Origin of the sequence: Sanguibacter sp. Z1732 (assembly GCF_051020515.1) — a bacterium.
GTDB lineage: Bacteria > Actinomycetota > Actinomycetes > Actinomycetales > Beutenbergiaceae > CALKWS01.
In genome coordinates, this window is sequence record NZ_CP194857.1 from 1,378,725 (window position 1) to 1,402,379 (window position 23,655).

The 23,655-nt window shown below is 69.5% G+C and carries 22 protein-coding genes, 1 tRNA gene and 2 pseudogenes; 13 read left to right on the forward strand and 12 right to left on the reverse strand.

Annotated elements, in window-relative coordinates; genetic code table 11:
- Window position 1: 1 nt before the first annotated feature.
- From ACRRRO_RS07365 to pknB, 6 genes and pseudogenes are all read left to right on the forward strand, one after another.
- Entirely contained in the window at window positions 2-1,345 is a 1,344-nt protein-coding gene (locus ACRRRO_RS07365; RefSeq protein ID WP_424795602.1) for a PP2C family protein-serine/threonine phosphatase, read from the forward strand.
- On the forward strand, window positions 1,345-2,838 hold the full coding sequence (locus tag ACRRRO_RS07370; protein ID WP_424795601.1) for an FtsW/RodA/SpoVE family cell cycle protein: 1,494 nt from the start codon (window positions 1,345-1,347) through the stop codon (window positions 2,836-2,838). Before ACRRRO_RS07365 ends, ACRRRO_RS07370 begins: the two co-directional genes overlap by 1 nt.
- On the forward strand, window positions 2,835-3,707 hold the full coding sequence (locus tag ACRRRO_RS07375) for a penicillin-binding transpeptidase domain-containing protein (protein ID WP_434081316.1): 873 nt from the start codon (window positions 2,835-2,837) through the stop codon (window positions 3,705-3,707). The genes ACRRRO_RS07370 and ACRRRO_RS07375 overlap by 4 nt, the downstream gene beginning before the upstream one ends.
- Window positions 3,592-4,287: a penicillin-binding transpeptidase domain-containing protein gene (locus ACRRRO_RS07380; RefSeq protein ID WP_434081317.1), complete on the forward strand. Its 696-nt coding sequence runs from the start codon at window positions 3,592-3,594 to the stop codon at window positions 4,285-4,287. The genes ACRRRO_RS07375 and ACRRRO_RS07380 overlap by 116 nt, the downstream gene beginning before the upstream one ends.
- 65 nt (window positions 4,288-4,352) lie before the next feature.
- A pseudogene (locus tag ACRRRO_RS07385) lies at window positions 4,353-5,755 on the forward strand (serine/threonine-protein kinase).
- 3 nt (window positions 5,756-5,758) lie between these two features.
- A complete protein-coding gene (gene pknB, locus ACRRRO_RS07390; protein WP_424795598.1) occupies window positions 5,759-7,786 on the forward strand; it encodes a Stk1 family PASTA domain-containing Ser/Thr kinase in 2,028 nt (675 codons plus the stop codon).
- 76 nt (window positions 7,787-7,862) lie between these two features.
- Here pknB and ACRRRO_RS07395 read toward each other — a convergent pair whose 3' ends face one another.
- Entirely contained in the window at window positions 7,863-8,516 is a 654-nt protein-coding gene (locus ACRRRO_RS07395; protein ID WP_424787246.1) for a glutamine amidotransferase-related protein, read from the reverse strand.
- Between the two features lie 63 nt (window positions 8,517-8,579).
- Window positions 8,580-9,365: a DUF881 domain-containing protein gene (locus tag ACRRRO_RS07400; RefSeq protein WP_424787247.1), complete on the reverse strand. Its 786-nt coding sequence runs from the start codon at window positions 9,363-9,365 to the stop codon at window positions 8,580-8,582.
- A gap of 67 nt (window positions 9,366-9,432) precedes the next feature.
- Between ACRRRO_RS07400 and ACRRRO_RS07405 the strand changes: the two genes are divergently transcribed.
- Window positions 9,433-9,678, forward strand: a complete 246-nt coding sequence (locus ACRRRO_RS07405) for a cell division protein CrgA (RefSeq protein ID WP_424787248.1) — start codon at window positions 9,433-9,435, stop codon at window positions 9,676-9,678.
- A gap of 178 nt (window positions 9,679-9,856) precedes the next feature.
- Here ACRRRO_RS07405 and ACRRRO_RS07410 read toward each other — a convergent pair whose 3' ends face one another.
- The 3 genes and pseudogenes from ACRRRO_RS07410 to ACRRRO_RS07420 form a co-directional block, all read right to left on the reverse strand.
- A complete protein-coding gene (locus ACRRRO_RS07410; RefSeq protein WP_434081318.1) occupies window positions 9,857-10,057 on the reverse strand; it encodes a hypothetical protein in 201 nt (66 codons plus the stop codon).
- Window positions 10,054-10,575 carry a rhomboid family intramembrane serine protease gene (locus ACRRRO_RS07415; protein WP_434081319.1) on the reverse strand — a complete coding sequence of 174 codons (522 nt, stop codon included), beginning with the start codon at window positions 10,573-10,575 and terminating at the stop codon, window positions 10,054-10,056. The genes ACRRRO_RS07410 and ACRRRO_RS07415 overlap by 4 nt, the downstream gene beginning before the upstream one ends.
- Window positions 10,576-10,812: 237 nt before the next feature.
- A pseudogene (locus ACRRRO_RS07420) lies at window positions 10,813-11,336 on the reverse strand (peptidylprolyl isomerase).
- Between the two features lie 143 nt (window positions 11,337-11,479).
- On the opposite strand from ACRRRO_RS07420, the gene ACRRRO_RS07425 reads away from it, so the two are divergent.
- On the forward strand, window positions 11,480-12,343 hold the full coding sequence (locus tag ACRRRO_RS07425; RefSeq protein WP_434081320.1) for a hypothetical protein: 864 nt from the start codon (window positions 11,480-11,482) through the stop codon (window positions 12,341-12,343).
- Complete coding sequence (gene argS, locus ACRRRO_RS07430; RefSeq protein WP_434081321.1) at window positions 12,286-14,121, forward strand: arginine--tRNA ligase; 1,836 nt, start codon at window positions 12,286-12,288, stop codon at window positions 14,119-14,121. Before ACRRRO_RS07425 ends, argS begins: the two co-directional genes overlap by 58 nt.
- A 39-nt stretch (window positions 14,122-14,160) precedes the next feature.
- Here argS and ACRRRO_RS07435 read toward each other — a convergent pair whose 3' ends face one another.
- Window positions 14,161-14,439, reverse strand: a complete 279-nt coding sequence (locus tag ACRRRO_RS07435) for a DUF2277 domain-containing protein (RefSeq protein ID WP_424795597.1) — start codon at window positions 14,437-14,439, stop codon at window positions 14,161-14,163.
- 157 nt (window positions 14,440-14,596) lie between these two features.
- Between ACRRRO_RS07435 and ACRRRO_RS07440 the strand changes: the two genes are divergently transcribed.
- Window positions 14,597-15,538: an aldo/keto reductase gene (locus tag ACRRRO_RS07440; RefSeq protein ID WP_434081322.1), complete on the forward strand. Its 942-nt coding sequence runs from the start codon at window positions 14,597-14,599 to the stop codon at window positions 15,536-15,538.
- A 55-nt stretch (window positions 15,539-15,593) separates the two neighbouring features.
- Here ACRRRO_RS07440 and ACRRRO_RS07445 read toward each other — a convergent pair whose 3' ends face one another.
- Both ACRRRO_RS07445 and ACRRRO_RS07450 read right to left on the reverse strand, forming a co-directional pair.
- Window positions 15,594-16,814 (reverse strand): RNA polymerase sigma factor, encoded by a 1,221-nt coding sequence (locus ACRRRO_RS07445; RefSeq protein WP_424795595.1) that lies wholly within the window; start codon window positions 16,812-16,814, stop codon window positions 15,594-15,596.
- Between the two features lie 7 nt (window positions 16,815-16,821).
- Window positions 16,822-17,184, reverse strand: coding sequence for a YciI family protein (locus ACRRRO_RS07450; protein ID WP_424795594.1), 363 nt, complete (start codon window positions 17,182-17,184; stop codon window positions 16,822-16,824).
- Between the two features lie 198 nt (window positions 17,185-17,382).
- Between ACRRRO_RS07450 and ACRRRO_RS07455 the strand changes: the two genes are divergently transcribed.
- The 3 genes from ACRRRO_RS07455 to ACRRRO_RS07465 all read left to right on the forward strand — a co-directional run bounded on the left by ACRRRO_RS07455 (window position 17,383) and on the right by ACRRRO_RS07465 (window position 19,783).
- Entirely contained in the window at window positions 17,383-18,348 is a 966-nt protein-coding gene (locus ACRRRO_RS07455; protein WP_424795593.1) for a phosphotransferase enzyme family protein, read from the forward strand.
- 21 nt (window positions 18,349-18,369) lie between these two features.
- Window positions 18,370-18,741, forward strand: coding sequence for a TraR/DksA family transcriptional regulator (locus ACRRRO_RS07460; protein WP_424795592.1), 372 nt, complete (start codon window positions 18,370-18,372; stop codon window positions 18,739-18,741).
- A 268-nt stretch (window positions 18,742-19,009) separates the two neighbouring features.
- Window positions 19,010-19,783, forward strand: a complete 774-nt coding sequence (locus ACRRRO_RS07465) for an SDR family NAD(P)-dependent oxidoreductase (RefSeq protein WP_424787259.1) — start codon at window positions 19,010-19,012, stop codon at window positions 19,781-19,783.
- Between the two features lie 313 nt (window positions 19,784-20,096).
- Here ACRRRO_RS07465 and ACRRRO_RS07470 read toward each other — a convergent pair whose 3' ends face one another.
- The 4 genes from ACRRRO_RS07470 to gyrA all read right to left on the reverse strand — a co-directional run bounded on the left by ACRRRO_RS07470 (window position 20,097) and on the right by gyrA (window position 23,643).
- A complete protein-coding gene (locus ACRRRO_RS07470; RefSeq protein ID WP_424787260.1) occupies window positions 20,097-20,228 on the reverse strand; it encodes a DLW-39 family protein in 132 nt (43 codons plus the stop codon).
- A gap of 25 nt (window positions 20,229-20,253) precedes the next feature.
- Window positions 20,254-20,330: transfer RNA gene (locus ACRRRO_RS07475), tRNA-Ile, on the reverse strand.
- A 151-nt stretch (window positions 20,331-20,481) separates the two neighbouring features.
- On the reverse strand, window positions 20,482-20,775 hold the full coding sequence (locus ACRRRO_RS07480; RefSeq protein WP_434081323.1) for a DUF3566 domain-containing protein: 294 nt from the start codon (window positions 20,773-20,775) through the stop codon (window positions 20,482-20,484).
- 264 nt (window positions 20,776-21,039) lie between these two features.
- Window positions 21,040-23,643, reverse strand: coding sequence for a DNA gyrase subunit A (gene gyrA, locus ACRRRO_RS07485; protein ID WP_434081562.1), 2,604 nt, complete (start codon window positions 23,641-23,643; stop codon window positions 21,040-21,042).
- Between the last annotated feature and the right edge of the window lie 12 nt (window positions 23,644-23,655).

Sequence of the window (23,655 nt, forward strand, 5' to 3'; positions counted from 1 at the left end):
AATGACGGTTTCGCTTCGCTACGTGGCCCGCTCCGATGTGGGCCTGGTGCGCGACGTCAATCAGGACTCCGGCTATGCCGGCCCGGACCTGTTGGTCCTCGCCGATGGGATGGGTGGGGCCGCGGGCGGTGACATCGCCTCCTCGGTGGCGGTCGCCCATCTGGCCCCCCTGGACGGGGAGTCCCACCGCAGCGAGGACCTGCTGGACCGGTTGCGCACCGCCCTGGGCAACGCGCACCGGGACCTGGTCGCCTACTCTGCCGAGCAGGCCGACCTGCAGGGCCTGGGCACCACGGTGATTGCGTTGCTGCGCTCCGGGACCCGTCTGGGGATGGTGCACATCGGGGACTCACGCGCCTACCTGTTGCGTGATGAGCACCTGACCCAGGTCACCACCGACCACACCTACGTGCAGCACCTGATCGACACCGGCGAGTTGACCGAGGCCGAGGCCGAGGCGCACCCCCAGCGTTCGGCGCTGCTGCGGGTGCTGGGCGATGGTGAGGCCGCGCCGGTGGTGGATGAGTCGATCCGGGAGGCCCGCGCCGGGGACCGCTGGTTGCTGTGCTCCGACGGGCTGTCCGGGATGGTCTCGGCCGAGACCATCGAGCACATCCTGATCGAGACCGCGGACCTGGACGCCTGCGCCGACGAGCTGGTGAACCTGGCCCTGCGCGCCGGCGGCTCGGACAACATCACCGTGGTGATCGCGGATGTGGTCGAGACCAAGGACCTGCCCGACACCTCCCCCCAGGTGGTCGGGGCCGCGGCCACCGACCGGGCCCGGCCCACCCGGGGCGGGGGCGGCGCTTCCAGCCGGGCCGCCGCACTGACCCGGCCGGTCGGGACCGACGACGACGCCTCCGCCCGGCCCGTGCGTCGCCGTCGGCGCGTCCTCACCTGGGCGATCGCCGCCGTCGTCGTCCTCGGGCTGCTGGCCGGGCTCGGCACCCTGGGGTACCGCTGGACCCAGACCCAGTACTACGTGGGACCGAACAACCACCACGTGGCCATCTACCAGGGCATTCCCCAGCGCATCGGGCCGCTGCAGTTGTCCTCGGTGCATGAGAACACCGACATCGCCCTGGCCGATCTGCCCGGTTTCGTGCGCAACCGGGTGGAGCGGACCATGGCCACCAACTCACTGCCCGCGGCCGAGGCGATCGTGGCCGACCTGCGTACCCAGGCCAGACCGGCCGATCCCGATGAGGACGACGAGGACGGCGCAGATCCCGGCAACGGGGAGACCGGCCCCGGTGACGAGGGCGGTTCCGACGACACCACCGAGGACCCCGAGGACGATGAGGACGCCGCTCCCGAGGAACTCGAAGCGAGCGGTCCCTGATGGCTACCGTCACACCCCAGCCGATCAGCACCGGCCGCTGGTCCGAGGCCGGGCTGTTGCTGCTGGCCGTCGCCCTGGGCGTGAGCGGCTACCTGCTGGTCGGTGTGAACATCGAGGGCACGGTGCCCTCGGAACTGCTCCCGATGGCGGCCACCCTGGCCGGTATCGCGTTGGTGGCCCACCTGGTGCTGCGCTGGCGGGCCCCCTACGCCGACCCGGTGCTGCTGCCCCTGGCCCTGGGCCTGAACGGGGTGGGCCTGGCGATGATCTACCGGATCGACTACGCCACCGGGGACGCCGCCGGCCCGCGTCAACTCATCTGGACCGCGCTGGGGGCCGCGTTGGCGGTCACCATCGTCATCGCCCTGCGCGACCACCGGCAACTTCGCCGGTTCACCTACACCTCGCTGGTGGTCAGCCTGCTGCTCCTGCTGCTGCCGATGATCCCGGGGCTGGGCCAGGAGATCAACGGGGCCCAGCTGTGGATCCGCATCGCCGGCTTCTCCTTCCAGCCCGCCGAGATCGCCAAGATCACCCTGGCGATCTTCTTCGCCGGCTACCTGGTGGCCCACCGGGACGTACTGACCCTCGCCGGCCCGAAGATCCTGGGCCTGCAACTGCCCCGGGTGGGGGACATGGGACCGATCCTGCTGGCCTGGGTGGCCAGCGTGGCGGTCCTGGTGTTCCAGCGGGACCTGGGCACCTCGTTGCTGTTCTTCGGGCTGTTCGTGGCGATGCTGTACGTGGCCACCGACCGGTTCAGCTGGATCGTGATCGGCCTGGGCATGTTCGCGGTCGGGGTTCTCGTGGCGGTCAATACCTTCGGGCACGTGGCGGCCCGGTTCGATGTGTGGCTGAACGCCCTGGACCCGGCGGTGTACAACCGGCATCCGGGTGGCTCGGGGCAGGTGGTGCAGGGCCTGTTCGGGCTCGCCTCGGGCGGGCTGATGGGCACCGGCTGGGGAGAGGGCTACCCGGATCTGGTGCCCTACTCCAACTCCGACTTCATCATCGCCAGCCTCGGTGAGGAGCTGGGTCTGACCGGATTGCTGGCGATCCTGCTGTGCTACCTGGTCCTGGTGCAGCGGGCGTTGCGCACCTCGATCGGGGTGCGCGACGGGTTCGGCAAACTGCTCGCCTCCGGTCTCGGGTTCGCGATCGCCTTCCAGTGCTTCGTGGTGGTGGGCGGGGTGACCCGGCTGATCCCGCTGACCGGCCTGACCATGCCGTTCCTGGCCGCCGGGGGGTCGGCGATGATCGCCAACTGGATCGTGCTGGGCCTGCTGCTGCGTATCTCCGACGGCGCACGCCGCCCGGCCGCGGTGGACCGTGAGGTCTCCGACGAGACGGTGCTGTCGATGATGCCGGACAGCGCCGGGGCCGCGGGCCCTGATCGCACAGCGGGTGCGCCCCGCGGAACGGGCGCACGCGGCCCCGGCGATGGCGCCGACGACGGCGATGATCACCCCACCGAGGTGGTGCAGCGACCATGAACACCCCGCTGCGACGCCTCTCGGTGGTGGTCCTGGTGATGTTCCTGGCCCTGATGGGCGGGGCCACCTGGGTGCAGTACGGCCAGGCCGGTGACCTCAACGACGACCCGCGCAACGTGCGCACCGTGTACCGGGACTACGGGCGCGACCGCGGCCCGATCGTGGTGGCCGGCAACGAGGTGGCCCACTCCACCCCGGTGGACACCCCCTTCGGGTTCCAACGCGTCTACTCCGACGGGCCGCTGTACGCCCACGCCACCGGCTACTTCTCGATGTTCCAGATGACCGGGATCGAACGGGCGTCCTCCTCGGTGCTGTCGGGCACCGACGACTCCCTGCTCTGGTCCCGGATCAGGTCCCTGTTCACCGGGAGCCAGCAGCAGGGCGGTTCGGTGGAGCTCACCCTGGATCCCGCCGCGCAGGAGGCCGCGCGCGACGCCCTGGGCGACCAGCAGGGCGCGGTGGTGGCCCTGGACCCGCGAACCGGGGCGATCCTGGCGATGGTCTCCACGCCCAGTTTCGACCCGAACGACCTGGCCGTGCACTCCTCTGCGCAGGTGAACGAGACCTACAACGAACTGGTCGCCGATGAGGCGAACCCACTGATCAACCGGGCCATCGGCGGTGGCCTGTACGCCCCCGGGTCGGTGTTCAAACTGGTCGATGCCGCGATGTTGCTGGAGTCGGGGGAGTACGACCCGGACAGCCAGGTCCCGGCCCCGGCGGAACTGGAAACTGCCGCAGACCTCCCACGTGATCCGCAACCCCGGCGGTGGGCCGTGCACCGCCGAGGACACCGTCACCCTCACCTACGCCCTGCAGCAGAGTTGCAACACCCCGTTCTCGGCGCTGGCGATGGAGTTCGGTGAGGACGCGCTGGCCGAGCAGGCCGAGGCGTTCGGGTTCGGCCGGGACCTGGATATCCCCATGGGCGTGACACCGTCGCGGTTCCCCGGTGGAATGGACCAGGCCCAGCTCGCGATGAGCGCGATCGGCCAGTACGACGTGCGGGTCAGTCCGCTGCAGATGGCGATGGTCTCCGCGGCGATCGCGAACGACGGCGTGCTGATGACCCCGCACCTGATCGGCACCGAACGGGGCCCGAACCTGCAGGTGACCTCGAGCACCGAACCGGAGGAGTTCTCCCGGCCCATCTCGGCCTCCACCGCCGCCGACCTACGGCAGATGATGCTCGCCGTCGTCGAGTCCGGCACCGGTACCCCCGCGCAGATCCCGAATGTGGCGGTGGCCGGTAAGACCGGCACCGCCGAGTCCGGTACGGACGCGCCCCAGCACGCCTGGTTCACCGCGTTCGCCCCGGCGCAGGATCCGCAGGTGGCGGTAGCCGTCGTGATCGAGCACGGTGGCGCGGACGGTGATGAGGCCTACGGCGGGCGCTCGGCCGGCCCGATCGCCCGTGCCGTGATCCAGGCGGTGGTGGAGCAATGATCCCGGCCAAGGGGCTGCGTCTGGGCGACCGGTACGACCTGCGCGAGCGGATCGCCATCGGCGGCATGGGCGAGGTGTGGATCGCCTGGGACGACCACCTGCACCGCAACGTGGCGGCGAAGGTGCTGCGCGGTGAGTTCGTCGGGGAGTCACTGTTCCTGGACCGGTTGCGCGCCGAGGCCCGCAACGCGGCGGGGTTGAGCCACCAGAACATCGCCGCGATGTACGACTACGGCGAGGCCGACGGCTCGGGCTACCTGATCATGGAGTACGTGCCCGGTGAGCGTTGTCGGAGTTGCTGGCCCGGGAGGGCACCCTGACCCCGGATCAGGTCCTGCCGATCCTGGCCCAGACCGCCCGGGGTCTGCACGCCGCCCACCGCGCCGGCGTGGTGCACCGTGATATCAAACCGGCGAACCTGCTGCTCACGCCGGACGGTTACGTCAAACTCACCGACTTCGGGATCTCCCTGGGATCCAACCAGGCTCCGATGACCGCCGCCGGGATGGTGATGGGCACCGCGCAATACCTGCCCCCCGAGCAGGCGATGGGTCGTCCGGCCACCGCTGCCGGGGACATCTACGGCCTCGGTGTGGTCGCCTACGAGGTACTCGTGGGTAGGCGGCCCTTCACCGGCAGGACCCAGGTGGACATCGCCTTCGCGCACGTGAACAAGCCGGTGCCGGCGTTGCCGGAGAGCATCGATGCCCGGGTCCGCGCGGTGGTGGAGCAGATGCTGGCCAAGGATCCAGAGCAGCGGCCCCGCAGTGCCGCCTCGCTGGCGCGGTCCCTGGAAGAACTGGCCCGCTTGCTGCACGTGGACGTCGAACCTCCCGATACCCCCTCCCTGGGGGAGGCAATCCGGACCGCCGGCGCGGCCGGAGCCTCCGACACGGCGCCCGGGAGGGCCGGAACCGCTGTTCCGTCCGACTCCGCCGCCGCGGCGGCCACGAGGTCACCGGAACGGGTCTCGGCCCGACGGCCCCGGCATCTGGGCAGCCCGGCGCACGCGGAGTTCGGCCCCGAGGACCTGCACCCCGACGGCCACAGCGAGCAGCACGACCACGGCCCCTCGCCCCGCTGGCTCCCGCTGGATGCCGGTGGGCCGGACGCTGACCCGGTCGCCGCCGCGCCGGCCGGGCCGCCGCCGGCCACCTCCCCGACCCCGAAGGCCGCACGCGCCCCGCAGCCCCGTTCGGCCCGGCTGGCGAAGACCCGCCGGGCGCTGCGCCGGGCCGCCGAACGCGGTGAGCGCACCACGCCCCCGCGGCGTCGCCGTCCGTCCGGATCGGCTGGTCACGCCCAGCCACTGATGCTGGCGCTGGGCCTGTCGATCGCCACGGTAACCGTCACGGCCCTGGGCCTGCCGCTGGGTAGGCTGGGCGGGTCGAGCGCGGTAGCGGTTGTGGCTGCGCCGCTCGTGAGTGCCCTTGTGATAGCCACCAGAGTCCCCAGAGCGAAGGAATAGTCAGTGGTAGACGACGTACCGCGCGTGCTCGCCGGCCGCTATGAGGTGGGTGAGCTCATCGGGCGTGGCGGCATGGCCGAGGTGCATATCGGGCGTGACAACCGCCTCGGGCGCACTGTGGCGGTCAAGATCCTGCGTGCGGACCTGGCCCGCGACCCCTCCTTCCAGGCCCGGTTCCGCCGCGAGGCACAGTCCGCGGCGTCGCTGAACCACCCGGCGATCGTGTCGGTGTACGACACCGGCGAGCAAGCCGTGCGCAGCGGCGACGACGCCGAGGTGCAAGTGCCGTTCATCGTGATGGAGTACGTCGAGGGTCACACCGTGCGGGACCTGCTGCGGGACGGCTCGGCGTTGCCGATCGAGGAGGCGATCGAGATCACCATGGGGGTGCTGACCGCCCTGGAGTACTCCCACCACGCCTCCATCGTGCACCGGGACATCAAGCCGGCGAACGTGATGCTCACCCCAACCGGGGCGGTGAAGGTGATGGACTTCGGGATCGCCCGCGCGATGGCCGATTCCTCCTCGAGCATGACCCAGACCCAGGCGGTGATCGGTACCGCCCAGTACCTCTCCCCCGAACAGGCCCGTGGCGAGGTGGTCGATACCCGCTCGGACCTGTACTCCACCGGGTGCCTGTTGTACGAACTGCTCACCGGCAAACCACCGTTCGAGGGCGACTCGGCGGTCGCGGTGGCCTACCAGCACGTCAGCGAAGCCCCCCAGCCACCCTCGGTCGTGGCCCCGGACGTACCGGAGGCACTGGACCGGATCGTGATCAAGGCCCTGGCCAAGGATCGGGATACCCGCTACTCCACCGCCGCGGAGTTCCGGTCCGACCTGGAGGCCGCCGCCCGCGACGAGGCGGTCACCGCCCCGGCGATCGGGGCGATGGCTGCCCCGGCCGCAGTGCCGACCCAGGTGCTCACCGGCCCAGGTGCCGCGGGAGCCGGCGCCGTCCAGGAGGAAGCAGGTCCCCTGGACCAGATGGATGGTGCCGAGGAGGACGAACCCCGCTCCAACAAGGCGCTGGTCTGGATCCTGGTGATCGTGGCACTCCTGGCCGCTGCCGGGATCGGGTACCTGATCTGGGATCGGGCCAACCAGGAGGAACCAGCGCCACCGGCCGCCGTCGTCCCGGACCTGGAAGGGATGGATGAGCAGGAGGTGCGGGCCGCGCTGGCCGAGGTCGAGCCGCCACTGCAGCCGAACTTCGAGTACGAGTCCCACGATGAGATCCCCGAAGGGATCACGATCTCCTGGAGCCCCGACACCGGCGAGGAGATGCCCGAGGGCGAGACGGTCGTCGAGGTGCTGATGTCCTCCGGCCCGGACAGCGGGGAGATCCCGGACGTCTCCGGGCTGACCCAGTCCAGGGCCCGCGACATGTTGGAGGGGGAAGGTTTCGAGAACATCCGCACCGAGACCCGCAACGAACCGCGGGTGGCCGAGGACATCGCGATCGGGACCGACCCGCCCTCCGGGGACACCGTGGGCCTCGACACCGAGATCACCCTGATCCTGGGTACCGGCAACGTGGACCTGGAGGACATGACCGGCGAGTCCATCGAGGCATTCCGGGAACACATCGAGGAACTGAACCTCAGTTACCGGGAGCACGAGCAGGAGGACGACGGCCCGCCCGGGATCATCCTCAGCCAGGACCGCTCGGGCACCGTCCCGCAGAACACCACCGTGGTGGTCTACGTCTCGGTGGAGGCGCCACCGGACCCGACCGTGGCGGTCCCGGATCTGGACGGGATGACCGAGGAGGAGGCGGAGGAGGCGCTCGACGAGGCCGGCTTGGAAGCGGAGTTCGAAAGCCAACCGCACGACGACATCCCCGAGGGGAGCGTCATCTCCTGGGATCCGGACACCGGAACCCAGATCGGGCGTGGTGAGACGGTGGTCGTGCAGATCTCCTCCGGACCGGAGGACGGCAACGGCAACGACGGCAACGGCAACGAGGGCAACGGCAACGAGGGCAACGGCAACGAGGGCAACGGCGAGGGCGGCGGCGAGGGCGGCTGACTCGGACCCTCAACCGAGCAGATGAACGACCCGGCCGGTCCGTACCCCGCTGGCCGCGGACTCCCGAGCAGCCGGGCTAGGCCGTCGCCGGCTCCGGCGCATCCAGGACCAGCGGTGCCAGGCCATGACTACGCCCCACCGCGCCCTCGTCGCCGGTGATCGCGAGCCAGTTCGCCAGCAACCGGTGCCCGCCCTCGGTCAGAACCGACTCGGGGTGGAACTGCACCCCGTGCAGCGGCAGCTCCCGGTGCGCCAGGCCCATGATGATGCCGTTCTCGGTGGTGGCGGTGACCGTCAGCTCCTCCGGGACCGTGCCGGTGAGCACGGCCAGGGAGTGGTAGCGGGTGGCGGTGAAGGGGCTGGCCAGGCCGGCGTACACGTCGGTGCCTGCGTGCACCACCGAGGAGGTCTTGCCGTGCATCAGTTCCGGAGAGTGGGCCACCGTTCCGCCATAGAGCTCGGCCAGTGCCTGGTGGCCCAGGCACACCCCGAGCATCGGCACACCGGCCTGGGCACACGCCTCGATCACCGCCAGCGAGGCACCCGCACCGGCCGGGGCACCGGGGCCCGGAGAGACCAGCACGCCGTCGTAGCCGCGCACCGTGCGTGGATCAGTGAACTCGGGAACGTCGTTGCGCAACACGGTGGTCTGCGCACCGAGTTCCTGCATGTACCCCACGATCGTGTAGACGAAGGAGTCATAGTTGTCTACCACCAGGATCCGGCTCATCCGAGATCTCCCACAGTTTGTTCGTTGATCGCCCACCGCTGCGCGGACATCTGACCCACTTGCTCACTCCGGCTCCGGAACCGGGAACAACGGCTTCGAGTCCTCGGGGACATAGGGCTCATGACCGGGCACCTGGGCGTACTCCAGGGTCAGGTTCCCCTCGAAGCCGGGGATCTCCACGGTCTCTTCCAGTTCCAGCGACCAACCCAGCCGGATCGCGTCGACATACTCCAGGTAGACCTGCACCGAGTGCTGGGCCAGCACCGAGTCGCGCAGTTCCTCGCCGTCGCCGATTGCGGTGATCACGTATGGCGGGGAGTAGGTGTTACCGTCCAGCAGCATCACATTGCCCACGCACCGGATCGAGGTGGTGGCCGTGACCCGGTGGCCCTGGACCGCGATCGCCTCGGCACCACCGGCTCGCAAACCGTTCAGAACCCCCTCGATGTCCTGCTGGTGCACCACCAGATCATCGGGTGCGAAGCCCTCGGGCACCTCGTTGTAGGGCGCGTCCCACAGTTCCACCTGGACGCCCGGGCCCTGCAGATCGATCCGGCCGGCGGCCATCTCCACCTCGGGGCGGCGGGTGGCGTCGGGGTTGCTGGCCTCCTGCAGGCTGATCAGTTCCTCGACCTCGCTGCGCAGATCGCTGACCTCCTCGGCCACCTCCTGCATGCGGATGCTCTCATCGCGGACCAGGTCGCGCAGATCCTGGGGCTGGCGGCCGGCGGCCTGGGCGAACAGGCCTGCGTTGGTGGCGAACAGCATGCCGGCCAGCACCCCGACGGCCCCCAGGGCCAACGAGGCGCGCACCGAGCGCAGTCGCGCCTTGCGCCTGTTCTTCGCCATGGGATCAGTCTAGGTGGCCCAGCCTTTAGGATTGCCCTAGACCCGACCACCGACAGGAGCCGTGGGCATGCCCGAGTCCAAACCCCGGAAGAAGCCGGCCTACACCCCGCCACCACCACCGGCAGGGCCGAAGAAGAGTGCGTCCTGGTGGGCCCCGACGATGGTGGCCCTGATGGTGATCGGCCTGATCTGGGTGGTGGTCACCTACCTGAGCGACTCCAGGTTCCCCGTCCCCGGCATCGGCTCGTGGAACCTGGCCGCGGGTTTCGCGGTGATGATGGTCGGATTCCTGATGACCATGCGGTGGCGCTGAGGGCGGGCTCGCTCGCTGCCCCGGTCGTGCGCGGCCCCAACGCTCCTGAGCCGGCGTAACGCTCGTGCACCGGCGGCGCACATCCCCAGGTGTGCACACACCTGGGGATAATCACACTCGTGTTATTCACAGGTGTGCACACAGGTGTGGATAAATAACATCCATGTGACTTCGCAGGTCAGAGCCACAGGCCCGCGAGAGCGTAGGCGAGCACGGTGATCCCGATGAGCGCCGCCGCAATCGCGGCGGCACCGAGGACCGCACCGGTGGTGCGCCACTTCTTCGGCAGGTACAGGTACAGCACGGTGATCAGCCCGCCCACGATCATCCCGCCCATGTGCGCCTGCCAGGAGATGTTCGGAATGGTGAAGGAGATCACCACGTTGATCCCGACACCAGCAGGATCTGGCGGTAGTCACCACCAACCCGGCGCAGCAACAGGGCAGCGGCGGCGAACAGGCCGAACACCGCCCCGGAGGCGCCGACGGTTCCCACCCGCCAGAGGTCGTAGGGGGTCAGCACCAGTACCGCCACGCTGCCCCCGAACGCGGCGAGCAGATACAGCGCCAGGAACCGCCAGGTCCCCAGGAACCTCTCCAGGAACGGCCCGGTGATCCATAGCGCGTACATGTTCACCGCCAGGTGCAGCACCCCGGCGTGCAGGAACGCGGTGGTCAGCATCCGCCACGGCTCGACCGAACCCGCCAGCGGGGAGAAGATCAGCTCCCGGCGGGCGGCCCCGCCGTCGGCGAAGTCCAGCAGGAACAGCGCGACGCACAGCCCGATCATGGTCAGCGTCACGTACGGGCGGGTGCGCATCCGCCCCCCGAGCCGGGTCCGTTCGGCCGGCGCGGATCGCTCGGCGGCCGCGGCACAGTCCACGCAGTGCACGCCCACCCGGCGGGCGGGCCGCTGGCACTCGGGGCAGGCCGGGCGCCCGCACCGCTGGCAGGTGACGTAACTGACGCGGTCGGGGTGGCGCGGGCAGACCGGGGCTACCCCGGGTTCACCCGAAGACCCCGAGCCGGGCCCATCGAACCCCCCACGGCCACCGCCCGAACCCGGAACGCCCGGGGAACCCGGGGAACCCGGGCCTGACCCTGGCGGTGGCGCGGGTGGATAAGCGGTCATACGTCAGTCGATGATCTCGATGCTGTTGAGCACCACGTCCTGGACCGGGCGGTCGTTGCGGGGGTCGGTGGAGACCTTCCCGATGGCGTCCACCACGACGCGGGAGCCGGCATCGGTCACGCGACCGAAGATCGAGTGCTTGCCCTGCAGCCACGGGGTGGGCACGGTGGTGATGAAGAACTGCGAGCCGTTGGTGCCCCTGCCCATCTGGACTCCGGCATTGGCCATCGCCAGCACGTAGGGCTCGTTGAAACTGAGTTCGGGGGGATCTCGTCATCGAACTGGTAACCGGGACCGCCGGTGCCATCACCCAGGGGGTCGCCTGCCTGAATCATGAAATCAGGAATCACCCGGTGAAAGATGGTGTCGTTGTACAACGGCTCGTTGCTCTCCGCGCCGGTGGCGGGGTGGCGCCAGGTGCGCTCACCGGTAGCCAGTCCGGTGAAGTTCTTGACGGTCTTGGGGGCGTGGTTCGGCAGTAGTTCGACGGTGATGTCGCCGGCCGTGGTGTGCAGAATGGCTTCCATGCCCTTATCTTCGCATTGATCGCCGAAGAGAGAATTCAGGCTCGTGTGCACAACTCCGCCGCGAGTGCCACACTAGGACCAGTAGCACAGGTACGACACGACCAGAAACTCGCGCGCCGCGCGGGAAAGGAACTGGGGAGCACATGTCGCGAAAGACGAAGAAGCTCGAGAAGGAACTTCGCAGCCGGTCCGAGGATGCCGGAAAGGCCGCGCGCGAGTTCGCTGATCAGGGCAAGGACTGGGCCACACCGAAGGTCGAGGCTGCGATCGACTGGGCCGGTCCACGGGTGGAGAAGGCCTGGAAGGCCGGCGTCACCGCCACCGCCCCCAAGCTCGCCAGTGCAGCCGGCCGGACCCAGGGCGCGGTGGACGTGGCGCACGACAAACTCGTCGACGACGTCCTGCCCAAGGTGATCGCTGCCCTGGAGGACGCGGCAGCCGCGGCCAAGGCCGGGGCCGACGGCGCGCAGTCCCGGGTGCACAAGGCCGTGGGGAAGGCCGAGAAGGCGCTGAAGGAACAGGAGAAGGCCGCCAAGGGCGGGTCCAAGTGGGGCAAGACGCTGGGCTGGGTTCTGGTGGGTAGCGCCGTGGCCGGTGCCGGGGTGCTCATCTGGCGCCGCACCCAGCCGGTCGACGACCCGTGGGCCGAGGAGTACTGGGACGACGCCGTCGCGCCGGTCGCCGAGAAGCCGAACGTGGCCGCCGCAGCCGCCGAGAAGACCGAGGACCTGCGTGACCTGCGGCCGATGCTGCCAAGGAGGCCTCCCAGAAGGTCGAGGACGTCACCAAGGACATCAAGGACAGCGCGGACGAGAAGAAGGACTGACGACGGCGTAAGCCGGGCCGTCCCGGGCCCCGCCGCCACCCCCTGGGTGGCGGCGGGGCCTTCTTGTGTGCCGGTGATCACCCGCATCGATCCGGTAGCGGCCCGTGATGGAACAATGGGGCGGTGCCCATCTCACAGACTGCTCCCAGCACCGCCAGCCCCGCCGGAGTTCCGGCCCTGACCACCCGCCTGACCGATGCACTCGGCGCCGCGATCACGGCCGCCTACCCCGATCAGGCCGGCGCCGACCCGGTGGTCCGGCCCAGCGACCACGCCGACCTGCAGGCCAATGCCGCGCTCGCGCTGGCGAAGAAGGTGGGCGCCCGGCCTCGGGATGTGGCCGCCGCGGTGGTCGAGGCGCTGTCGGCGCCGGAACTGATCGAGCAGGTGGAGATCTCCGGCCCGGGTTTCCTGAACCTGCGCCTTTCCGATGAGGCGCTGTGGGAGCAGGTGCGCGCCCGAGCGGGCGACGACCGGCTCGGCGTACCGGCAACCGAGACCGGCCGGCGCACCGTGATCGACTACTCCGCACCCAACATCGCCAAGGAGATGCAGGTCCACCACCTGCGGTCCACCATCATCGGTGACGCCCTTGCCCGGGTGCTGGGCTTCCTGGGCTCCGATGTGGTGCCGCAGAATCACCTCGGCGACTGGGGCACCCAGTTCGGGATGCTGATCCAGTACATCGATGAACACCCCGAGGCCAACTGGCGGCTCAGCGACCTGGACCCCGGCCAGGACGGTCCGCAGGCCTCCCCGGTATCGGCCCTGGAGCAGTTGTACAAGAAGGCCCGGGCCGTCTTCGACGCCGACCCCGACTTCGCCGACCGCTCCCGCGCAAGGGTGGTCGCCCTGCAGGGCGGGGACCCGGGCACCGTGACGGTGTGGGAGGAGATCGTCAAGGAGTCCCAGCACTCCTTCGACGCGATCTACGAGCGCCTCGGGGTACGCCTGACCCCGGCCGATTCGGCCGGCGAATCCTCTTACAACGGTGTGCTCGGCGACGTGGCCCAGGAACTGGCCGACGCCGGGATCGCCGAGATATCCGACGGCGCCCTGGTGGTGCAGTCCGAGGAGGTCACCGGCGCCGACGACAGGCCCGCGGTGCTCATGGTGCGCAAGTCCGACGGTGGGTACGGCTACGACACCACCGACCTGGCCACGATCCGGCACCGGATCCGTAACCTGGGAGCCGACCGGATCCTGTACGTGGTCGGCGCCGAGCAGGGCCTGCACTTCCGGCTCATCTTCGAGGCCGCGCGCCGCGCCGGCTGGCTCACCCAGGATGTGGTGGCCGAGCATGTCCCGTTCGGTTCGGTGCTGGGTCCCGACGGCAAACGGTTCCGTACCCGGGAGGGCAAGACGGTGCGCCTGGTGGACCTGCTCGATGACGCCTCCGCAGCCGCCCTCAAGGTGGTGCGCGAGGGCGCCGAGGCCAAGGGAGAGCAGGTCGATGAGGCCGCGCTGGCCACCATCGCCGAGCAGGCCGGCATCGGTGCGGTGAAGTACGCCGACCTGTCCAACTCCCGGGTGAAGGACTACGTGTTCGACGCCGAACGGATGACGGCGTTCAACGGCAACACCGGGGTCTACCTGCAGTACGCCCACACTCGCCTGGCCTCCATCCTGCGGCGGGCCGCCGGGCGCGATCTGGCTGTGCCCGACGCCGCGCAGGTGGCGCTGGACGGTGCGCTGGAACCAGCGGAACGGGCACTGGTGCTGCGCCTGGACACCTTCGGCCAGGCCCTCACCGAGGTCGCCGCCGATCTGGAGCCGCACCGGCTGGCCGGGTATCTGTATGACCTGGCCCGGGTGTTCACCGACTTCTACGAGGCCTGCCCGGTGCTGGCCTCGGAGGGTGCGGTGCGCCAGCGCCGCCTGGTACTGGTGGACCTGACCCGCCGCACCCCCGCCACCGGGCTGGACCTGCTGGGCATCAGCGCCCCGGACCGGATGTAGCCCCGGGCGCGGGTCCGGCGTCCGGCTGACCTCGGTGGGTCAGGAGGCGGCGACGCCGAACCGCTTCGCGCTGCGCGCCCTGGCCTTGGCGGCCTCCACCTCGCGGTTCTTCGGCGGGGCGGAGGTGACCAGGTCAGCGAGCAGATGCTCGGTGACGTGGGCGATCTCGTCCACGGCACGCTCGAACACCTCGGCGTTGGCCTGGGAGGGCTTGGTCATCCCGGCGACCTTACGCACGTACTGCAGTGCGGCGGCGCGGACCTCGTCGTCGGTGGCGTGCGGCTCGAAGTTGTGCAGGGGCCGGATGTTGCGGCACATGCCCCCATGGTGCCACCGCCCGGCGCCCGAGCGGAAGGGTGAACTCGGGGATCTCCTGCCCTACCGGGGTGTGCGGTGTTTCGCCGTGGTGGGCCCGAGCCGCTACGGTCATAGGTATGCAGACGGCCACCTTGGACGTACCGGACACGACGTGAGCATGATCGGGCTCGGCGCCTGGCAGATCGGCGATGCCTGGGGCACGGTGGCCGACGACGACGCCCGCCAGGTGGTCCGGGCGGCCACCGATGCAGGTGTCACCTTCATCGACACCGCCGACGTGTACGGCTCCGGACGTAGCGAGCGCTTCATCGGGGAGTACCTCGCCGGGGACCATCCTCCGGTGTTCGTGGCCACCAAGATGGGACGCCGGGTGGATCAACTCCCGGAGAACTACACCGAGGAGAACTTCCGCGCCTGGTTGAACGACTCCCGCTCGAACCTGGGCGTGGACCGGATCGACCTGGTCCAACTGCACTGCCCGCCCACCGCGGTGCTGGAGGATGACGACGTCTTCTCGGCCCTGGACGGGTTGGTCGAGGAAGGGCTGATCGCGTCCTACGGCGTGTCGGTGGAGACCACCGAGCAGGCACTGATCGCGATCGCCCGGCCGAATGTGGCGACGGTGCAGATCATCCTCCTGAACTGCCTGCGCCTCAAGCCCCTGGAACGGGTGCTGCCCACCGCGCGCACGCGCGGGGTCGGGATCATCGCCCGGGTGCCGCTGGCATCCGGGTTGCTCTCGGGCCGCTTCGACGCCCGGACCACCTTCGCCGCCGACGACCACCGCAACTTCAACCGCCGCGGAGAAGCCTTCGACATCGGTGAGACCTTCGCCGGGGTGCCCTACGACGTCGGCCTCTCCGCAGTGGCCCACCTACGCGAACTGGTGCCGGAGGGCATGACCCTGTCCCAGTTCGCCCTGCGCTGGGTGATGGACCAGCCCGGGGTCTCCACCGTGATCCCGGGGGCCAGCACCCCCGACCAGGCCCGGGCGAACGCGGCGGTTGCGCAGATGCCCTCACTCACCGACGAGCACTTCGCCGGGGTGCGGCGCATCTACGACGACCTGGTCCGCCCGCACGTGCACCATCGCTGGTGACGCCGGGACCGCCGGCAGGACGCCAGCGCACGCGGGGTGTGAGAGCGCTGCCGGCTCAGCGCCCGAGCGCATCACGGCGGCGGCGCAGTGCCGCCCGTTCCGCACCGTTGCGGATCCGCACGATCGCGGCGTCGTAGTAATCCCGCGCCTTCGCCGGCCGGCCGAGCATGGCCAGGACGTACCCGCAGACGGCGTAGTAGGGGGAGTAGCCATCCAGGTCGAGTTCCTGGAGGGCGCGCCAGGCAGCCGCCGGGTCGCCGGCCTCCGCGACCGCTACCGCCCGGTTCAGCCTCACGACGTGGGAGGGCCGAACCTGCAGCAGCGCGTCGTAGAGCAGGACCAGCTGGGCCCAGTCGGTGTCGGCGATGCTGGTGGCGCCGGCGTGTACCGCGTTGATCGCCGCCTGCAGGCGGTAGGGCCCCGCCGGCGCGTGCTGGGGAATCGCCCGCAGCAGTTCCAGCGCCTCCAACACCATCTGCTGGTCCCACCGGGCCCGGTCCTGGTCAGCCAGCAGCACCGCCTCTCCCTCGGGACCGATCCGCGCCGTGCGCCGGGACTGCAGCAACAACAACAGCGCGAGCAGTCCCACCGGTTCGTGCCCGCCAGGGGTCAGGTCCACCACCATGCGGGTCAGGCGCAGCGCCTGCGCACACAACTCGTCACGCCCCAGCCCGGGGCCCTCGGTGGCGACATAACCCTCGTTGTAGATCAGGTAGAGCACGTCCAGCACCACCACCCAGCGCTGCTCCAGGTCGGCTGCCTGCGGCACCTCATACGGGATCCCGGCGTCACGGATCTTGGCCTTGGCCCGGACCAGGCGCCGAGCCATCGCCGATTCGCTGACCAGGAACGCCCGGGCTATCTCCGCGGTTCGCATGCCGCCCAGTAGGCGCAGTGTGAGCGCAACCTGGGCGGGCCGGGACAGCGCGGGGTGGCAGCAGGTGAAGATCAGCCGGAGCAGGTCATCGCTGACCGCGCCGGGCGATGGTGCCGGCTCGGGTTCGTTCAACAGGGCGGCCTCGAGGTGTTTCCGCACGCGGTTGGCCTCCCGACGCATCTGGTCCACCGCCTTGCGCCGGGCGGTGGTGATGATCCAGCCCGCCGGGCTGGGCGGCACACCTTCACGGGGCCACCGCCGGCACGCGACGGTGAACGCCTCGGCCACCGCGTCCTCGGCGAGGGTGAGATCGCCGAGGACGCGGGTCAGAATCGAGACCGCGCGAGCGTGCTCCTCGCGAAAGGTCTGCTCGACGGCGTGGGTTCCGGGCACGGACATCGCGACCTCAGAGGTCGGAGATGGCCGCGATCGGTCGAACCTCGGTGGGCAGGGTGGTGGCCGTCGAGATCTTCTCGGCCCACCCCAGTGCCGTGTCAAGGTCGGGGGCACGCACTACCCAGAACCCGCCCACGTGTTCCTTGGACTCCACATAGGGGCCGTCGGTCAGGTCGACTCCGTTGGCGCCGGAGCGCACCACCGTGGCCACATCGGCAGGATGCAGTGCCGCCGTCATCACCCAGCCTCCCGCGTCAGTGATCTCGGCCTGGATCTGCCCGAGGCGGGCCATCACCTCATCGAGGACTCCCTGCTCGGGCGGGGGGCCGTCCGGTTGCATCAGGCTGATCAGGTAGGGCTTGTACTCTGTCATCGGATCCTCCGTGTAGGTCGCAGACCCCGGCCGGGTTACCGGTGTCTCACCACTGACACGAACGGCCCGGGCCGATCACGACGCTGGTGCCGGCACTCGTTGCCGCCTTCTCCGATCATCACCGGGACCGCCGGAGATGACAACCGGCTGCACGGCAGTGTTAGGTCGTGCTGAACACGCGCGACGAGAGGATTGCCGATGTGCACCGTTGAACCCACCGTGCTGGCCCGCACCTTCGGCCTGGTCGAGGTTCACGCCGATTCCCTGTCGCCATGGGCATGCGTGCACCGCGCCCGCACTGCCGATGGTCGCGACGTCGTCGTCAAGCGCACCGCCCCCTCAGCCCGGCGGGCCGAGGCGATGGCCGGCTGGACCCGTGCCTTGGTGCACGAGGGGGTGCCGGTGGTGACCCCGGTCGAACTCGCGCTGGCCAACCCGGCGCAGGTACAGGACGACTGGTGCGTGGTCTATCCGTTCGTCGCGGGCCGCGCCTATGCCGCGCAGGATTTGGGCGATGTGCGCGCCGCCGGCTCCCTGCTCGGACGGATCCACGCCACGCCCCTCGACACCTCGGTCCTCCAGGCGCTCCGACCCTACGCCTGGCCCGGGACCACGCGGGCGGAGGTGGAGGCGGACCTGGCCACCCTGGGCACACGGCTGCCGGCGATGCTCGGGCCGCGGGCCGGCGAGCACGCGCTGGGCGCCGTCACCGCACTCGCTGACCGGTGGTGGCAGGAGTCCTTCCCGATGTTGCGCAGCGCGGACGCTACGCTCCCGCGGGCGGGTGTGAGCAGCGACTTCAAGGCGGCGAACCTGATCTATGCCCCGCCGGTGCTGGTGGATCCGGACAATGGCGGGCTCGAACCCCGGCTGTTCGATCTGGCGATGGCGGTGGTGTTGTTCCACCACGAGTCCCCGAGTGCCCCCGGCCGCCTGTTCACCGAGACCGAGTGGCAGGCCTTCTACGCCGGCTACGCCGAGCACGTCACGCTGACCCCTGCGGAGCGGGACCTGTGGCCGGCCGCGCTGGACCACATGTTCTGGGAAGAGGGCACCTGGGTGCTGGAGGACAACGACGACGACGCCTGGGCGGATCCGCGCCAGGGCGCCTACCTGCGGGATCTGGCCACGATCAACCCGGCCAGATTCTCGTTGCCGCATTGACCTGGGATAGTGAATCTTCTGATGGACGATGCCGCCCTGCCAGACGACCGCGCCGGCTTCGGTGATCTCCTGGCCGCCGACCGGGAGCAGACGGTACGCCGGATCGCGGCGCTGACCCGGGATTTCACCTCGATCGTCGACAGTGCCCGGCTCAGTGCCACCGACGACGAGCACGACCCCGAGGGATCCACGATCGCGTTCGAGCGGTCCCAGACCACGGCGTTGCTCGACTCCGCCAACCGTCACCTGGCCGAGGTGGATGCCGCGTTGGCGAAACTGGCCGAGGGCACCTATGGACGCTGCGAGAACTGCGATGAACCCATCGCCAGGGAACGACTGCAGGCTCGCCCGGCGGTGCGCACGTGCATCACCTGCGCCTCCCGCCGCCGTTAGTCTCGAACACGTTCGCCAACCCGGCCGCAGTCCTTCCGCTCATGCGCGGCCCGCTCGTGCGGAGAGCACCTCCCGCGGCACAGTGACGGCCCGGCTGAGACGTAGGTGGCTTCCACCGATGCGAAGGTGCCACCACCTGCGCGAGCCTGACGAGACGGCAAGACCGGCGACCACCGGAGGAACTGAGCGTGTGCCCACCATCCCGAGGAGTTCACCATGTTGGCCGCGGTGAATGGTCTCCGGGCAACAAGTAGACGGAAGGTTCACCATGATCACGCAAAGATCACGAGGCGCCATCATCACCGGTGCGGGAAGCGCCCAGGGGATCGGGTTCGCGGCAGCCCGCCTTCTCGGCGCCGGCGGATGTCGCGTGGTGATCACATCAACAACGGATCGCATCTTCGAACGCGTCGCAGAGTTGCGCGCCGCCGGAATTCGAGCGGAAGGGGTGGTCGCCGACCTCACTGATCAGGCCGGTGTGGACGCCGTTGTCGCGTGCGCATGGGACTCGTTCGGGGGCGTGGACATCCTCGTCAACAACGCCGGGATGACTTCCGTGTCCGACTCGTACGCTTCCGGCTCGATCGACGGACTGTCTCGCGACCACTGGCATGCTTCACTCGATCGAAACCTGACCACGTCGTTCCTGATGACCCGGGCGGTGGCGGGCCTGATGCAGGCCGCCGGCTACGGCCGCATCGTCAACGTGTCATCGGTATCGGGGCCTGTCGCTGCCTACGCCGGCGACGTTGCCTACCACGCAGCGAAGGCCGGCGTCGTCGGACTGACGCGCGCGACGGCGATCGACGCGGCCGCGGCGGGCATCACGGTGAACGCGGTCGCCCCGGGGTGGATCGACACTGCATCCGCCTCCGATTACGAGCGGGAGATGGGCGCGGCCACCCCCGTCGGCAGGTCCGGCACCGCAGACGAGGTAGCGTACGCAATCGCGTTCCTCGCCGGTGAAGGCGCGTCATACATCACAGGTCAACTCCTCACGGTTGACGGAGCGAACTCCGTCAGCGAAGAGCGCGGGCGCTGAAGCCCCCTGGTTGCGCCCCGTAAGTGGGAATAGCGGGCGCATGTTCCGGTGTATTCCGCCCCTGCGCGGTATCTGTGTATCGGCACCGTGACACCGTCATACGTCACGGCTCTGTGACAATGCCGGATGATCCGGCCTTGCCATGGCTGCACACTAGGCGTTACCCGGCCGGTTCTCGCCACCCGCCCGCGCACTACAATCGTTGCAATCATGCGGTAAATGGTGGAGCCAGCGGGACTCGAACCCGCAACCCCCTGCTTGCAAAGCAGGTGCGCTACCAATTGCGCCATGGCCCGTGTGCAGTGGTGGAGCGTCAGTTGTTCCGCGTCGGCACCGGATCGGTGACCTCGTGCCACATCTCCCGGCCGGAGCGCTGCTCCTCGAGCCGACGCCAGACGAGGACGCCGCCGATGGCCGTCACGAGGAACAGAAGCGTCTTCCTCATCGTCCTCACCTTCCGTTCGGTTCGATGGTGGGCCTAGCTGGACTCGAACCAGCGACCTCTTCCTTATCAGGGAAGCGCTCTAACCGTCTGAGCTATAGGCCCGTGGCAACGTCCACGAACTACAGGTGTGGACGCCGACCGAGACTACCCCAGGGGCACCTGCCGGACCAAAACGGAACCGGTGCGAGCCTGATCACACTGTCCGCCCGAGGGCGGATGTGTGGGGCGGTAGGTGTCGCGGTGACGGCCAGGATCAGTCGTCGGTGAGGGTGAGGTGCAGGCCCCCGACCATAGCGGCGACGATGTTGTAGATGAATGCGCCCAGGGTGGCCAGCGCGGTGAGCAGGGCGATGTCCACGATGGCGATCACGGTGGCCACCGACATCACCCGGGAGAACTCCAGATACTCCAGCAGCGGCCCGAACTGGGCCATCGCCTCGGCCTCCTCCAGAAGTCCGCGCATCTGGGCGAAGACCTCCATCTGGTTCAGCACCCACCAGATCACGGCAGTGGCGATGACGATCCCGATGCCGATCGCGATCGACATCAGGAAGGCCAGTTTTCATCACCGACCACGGATCCACCCGGGACACCGCCAGGCGCACCCGGCGCGGTCCGCCTCCCCGCCCGGCGGGACGGGCGGTACGAGCACCGGGATCGCGTGGCCGTGAACCCTGGGGCCGACTCGTCGAACCAGCCGACGTCGCCGTGTTGGGTCGGCTGCTGGAGCCACCCTGCACCTTCGCCGTCGCGGTGTGCGGGAAGGCGGTGGTGCGAACCGGACCGGTCGTGGTCCCGCTACTGTCGCTCATCAGTGTCCTTCTTCCGCGTTCTCACCGGCCGAGGTCGCGTCCCCGTCCGCGGTGCTACCCGAAGACGGTACGCCATCAGCGCCGCTCTGTGCAGCGTCGGTTTGCGCCGCGCCGGATTCTGAATCGGCGGGCCCGGGCCCCGCGTCCGCGTCGTCGGCGTCCTCCGGTACGACCTCCCCGGCCACCTCGGCAGCCAGTTCGAGGTTCAGGGCCATGCCGATGATCCGGTCGCCGGCGTCGGGCTTGGCGAAGGTGACACCCTGGGTGGTGCGGCCGGTGCGGGAGACCTCACCCACGGCCGAACGCACGATCTTGCCGCGCTCCATGATCAGCAGCACCTCGTCGTCGGCCGCGGTGATCAGCGCCCCGACCAGGTCACCACGGGCCTCGACCAGGTTGGCGACCTTGATGCCCAGGCCCCCACGGCCCTGCACCCGGTACTCGCGCAGCGCCGTGCGCTTGGCGAATCCGCCCTCGGTGACCACGAACAGGTCATCGTCCTCATCGCGCACCACCACCATGGACAGCAACGAGTCGTCCTCGCGGAACTTCATCCCGGTCACCCCGGACGTGGCCCGCCCGGTCGGGCGCAGTGCCGCATCGGTCGCGGCGAACCGCAGCGACTGACCCTTGCGGGAGACCAGCATCAGGTCCTCATCGGCGTCGACCAGGCGCGCCGAGACCACCTCATCGGGCCCGTCGCCGTTGTCGCGCAGATTGATCGCGATGACGCCGCCGGTGCGGGAGGAGTCGTAATCACCCAGGCGGGTCTTCTTCACCAGACCACGCTTGGTGGCCAGCACCAGGTAGTCGGCCTGGTCGTAGTCGGTCATGTCGAGCACCTGGGCGATGGTCTCATCGGGCTGCAGCGCCAGCATGTTCGCCACGTGTTGGCCCTTGGCGTCGCGGCCACCCTCGGGCACCTCATAGCCCTTGACCCGGTACACCCGCCCCAGCGTGGTGAAGAACAGCAACCAGTGGTGGGTGGTGGTGACGAAGAAGTGCTCCACCACATCATCACCACGCAACTGCGCCCCCGCGCGCACACCCTTCCCACCCCGGTGCTGGGTGCGGTAGGCATCGGTGCGGGTCCGCTTGGCGTACCCGCCGCGGGTGATCGTCACGACCACCTCTTCCTCCGGGATGAGGTCCTCGATGGACAGATCGCCGTCGAAGGGCAGGATGTGGGAGCGGCGTTCGTCGCCGTACTTGTCCACCACTTCGGCGAGCTCATCGCCCACGATGCTGCGCTGGCGCTGCGGTGAGGCCAGGATGTCCTGGTAGTCGGCGATCTCGCGCTCCAGGGCGGCGTGCTCATCCAGGATCTTCTGACGCTCCAGGGCCGCCAGGCGGCGCAACTGCATCTCCAGGATGGCGTTGGACTGCACCTGATCGATGTCGAGCATCTCCATCAGCCCGGTGCGTGCGGCGTCCACCGTGCGCGAGGCACGGATCAGCGCGATCACCTCATCGAGTGCGTCCAGCGCCTTGATCAACCCGCGCAGGATGTGGATGCGCTCCTCCGCGCGCCGCAGCAGCCACCGGGTACGCCGCACGATCACGTCGAGCTGGTGGTCCACCCAGTGCCGCACGAACGCGTCCAGGCTCAGGGTGCGCGGCACATCGTCGACGAGGGCGAGCATGTTCGCCCCGAACGTGGTCTGCAACTGGGTGTGCTTGTAGAGGTTGTTCAGCACCACCTTGGCTACAGCGTCCCGCTTGAGCACGATCACCAGGCGCTGCCCGGCGCGCCCGGAGGTCTCATCGCGGATGTCGGCCACGCCCTGGATCCGGCCGTCGCGGATCAGGTCGGCGATCTTGGCGGCCAGCGTGTCGGGGTTGACCTGGTAGGGCAACTCGCTGACCACCAGGCAGGTGCGCCCCTGGAGCTCCTCCACCTCGACCACCGCGCGCATGATGATCGAGCCGCGACCGGTGCGGTAGGCGTCCTCGATGCCGCGCAGACCCAGGATCTGCGCGCCGGTGGGAAAGTCCGGGCCCTTGATCCGCGCCAACAGAGCATCCAGGAGTTCCTCGGCGCTGGCCTCGGGATTCTCCAGCAGCCACTGCACCCCGGAGGCGACCTCGCGCAGGTTGTGCGGGGGAATGTTGGTGGCCATCCCCACCGCGATCCCGGCCGACCCGTTCACCAGCAGGTTCGGGAACCGGGCCGGCAATACCAGCGGTTCCTGGGTGCGGCCGTCGTAGTTGTCCCCGAAGTCCACCGTGCCCTTGTCGATGTCGCGCACCATCTCCATGGCCAGCGGGGCCATCCGGCACTCGGTGTACCGGGGTGCGGCAGCTCCGTCGTCACCGGGGGAGCCGAAGTTCCCCTGCCCGGCCACCAGCGGGTAGCGCATCGACCAGGGCTGCACCAAGCGCACCAGGGCGTCGTAGATCGCCGAGTCACCGTGGGGGTGGAACTGGCCCATCACGTCCCCGACCACCCGCGAGCACTTGGAGTAGCCCGAGTCGGGGCGGTAGCCGCCGTCGTACATGGCGTACAGCACCCGGCGGTGCACCGGCTTGAGGCCGTCCCGCACGCTGGGTAGCGCCCGGCCCACGATCACGCTCATCGCGTAGTCGAGGTAGGAGCGCTGCATCTCCAGTTGCAG

Bases quoted from the DNA above. Each gene is read 5' to 3' on its own strand.
- ACRRRO_RS07370 (WP_424795601.1), top strand. From the start codon at position 1,345: ATGGCTACCGTCACACCCCAGCCGATCAGCACCGGCCGCTGGTCCGAG.
- ACRRRO_RS07425 (WP_434081320.1), top strand. From the start codon at position 11,480: ATGTCGCGAAAGACGAAGAAGCTCGAGAAGGAACTTCGCAGCCGGTCC.
- ACRRRO_RS07445 (WP_424795595.1), bottom strand. From the start codon at position 16,814: ATGTCCGTGCCCGGAACCCACGCCGTCGAGCAGACCTTTCGCGAGGAG.
- ACRRRO_RS07450 (WP_424795594.1), bottom strand. From the start codon at position 17,184: ATGACAGAGTACAAGCCCTACCTGATCAGCCTGATGCAACCGGACGGC.
- ACRRRO_RS07375 (WP_434081316.1), top strand. From the start codon at position 2,835: ATGAACACCCCGCTGCGACGCCTCTCGGTGGTGGTCCTGGTGATGTTC.
- ACRRRO_RS07455 (WP_424795593.1), top strand. From the start codon at position 17,383: ATGTGCACCGTTGAACCCACCGTGCTGGCCCGCACCTTCGGCCTGGTC.
- gyrA (WP_434081562.1), bottom strand. From the start codon at position 23,643: ATGCAGCGCTCCTACCTCGACTACGCGATGAGCGTGATCGTGGGCCGG.
- ACRRRO_RS07480 (WP_434081323.1), bottom strand. From the start codon at position 20,775: ATGTCGATCGCGATCGGCATCGGGATCGTCATCGCCACTGCCGTGATC.
- ACRRRO_RS07460 (WP_424795592.1), top strand. From the start codon at position 18,370: ATGGACGATGCCGCCCTGCCAGACGACCGCGCCGGCTTCGGTGATCTC.
- ACRRRO_RS07465 (WP_424787259.1), top strand. From the start codon at position 19,010: ATGATCACGCAAAGATCACGAGGCGCCATCATCACCGGTGCGGGAAGC.
- ACRRRO_RS07435 (WP_424795597.1), bottom strand. From the start codon at position 14,439: ATGTGCCGCAACATCCGGCCCCTGCACAACTTCGAGCCGCACGCCACC.
- ACRRRO_RS07395 (WP_424787246.1), bottom strand. From the start codon at position 8,516: ATGAGCCGGATCCTGGTGGTAGACAACTATGACTCCTTCGTCTACACG.
- ACRRRO_RS07405 (WP_424787248.1), top strand. From the start codon at position 9,433: ATGCCCGAGTCCAAACCCCGGAAGAAGCCGGCCTACACCCCGCCACCA.
- ACRRRO_RS07400 (WP_424787247.1), bottom strand. From the start codon at position 9,365: ATGGCGAAGAACAGGCGCAAGGCGCGACTGCGCTCGGTGCGCGCCTCG.
- ACRRRO_RS07470 (WP_424787260.1), bottom strand. From the start codon at position 20,228: ATGAGGAAGACGCTTCTGTTCCTCGTGACGGCCATCGGCGGCGTCCTC.
- ACRRRO_RS07365 (WP_424795602.1), top strand. From the start codon at position 2: ATGACGGTTTCGCTTCGCTACGTGGCCCGCTCCGATGTGGGCCTGGTG.
- ACRRRO_RS07440 (WP_434081322.1), top strand. From the start codon at position 14,597: ATGATCGGGCTCGGCGCCTGGCAGATCGGCGATGCCTGGGGCACGGTG.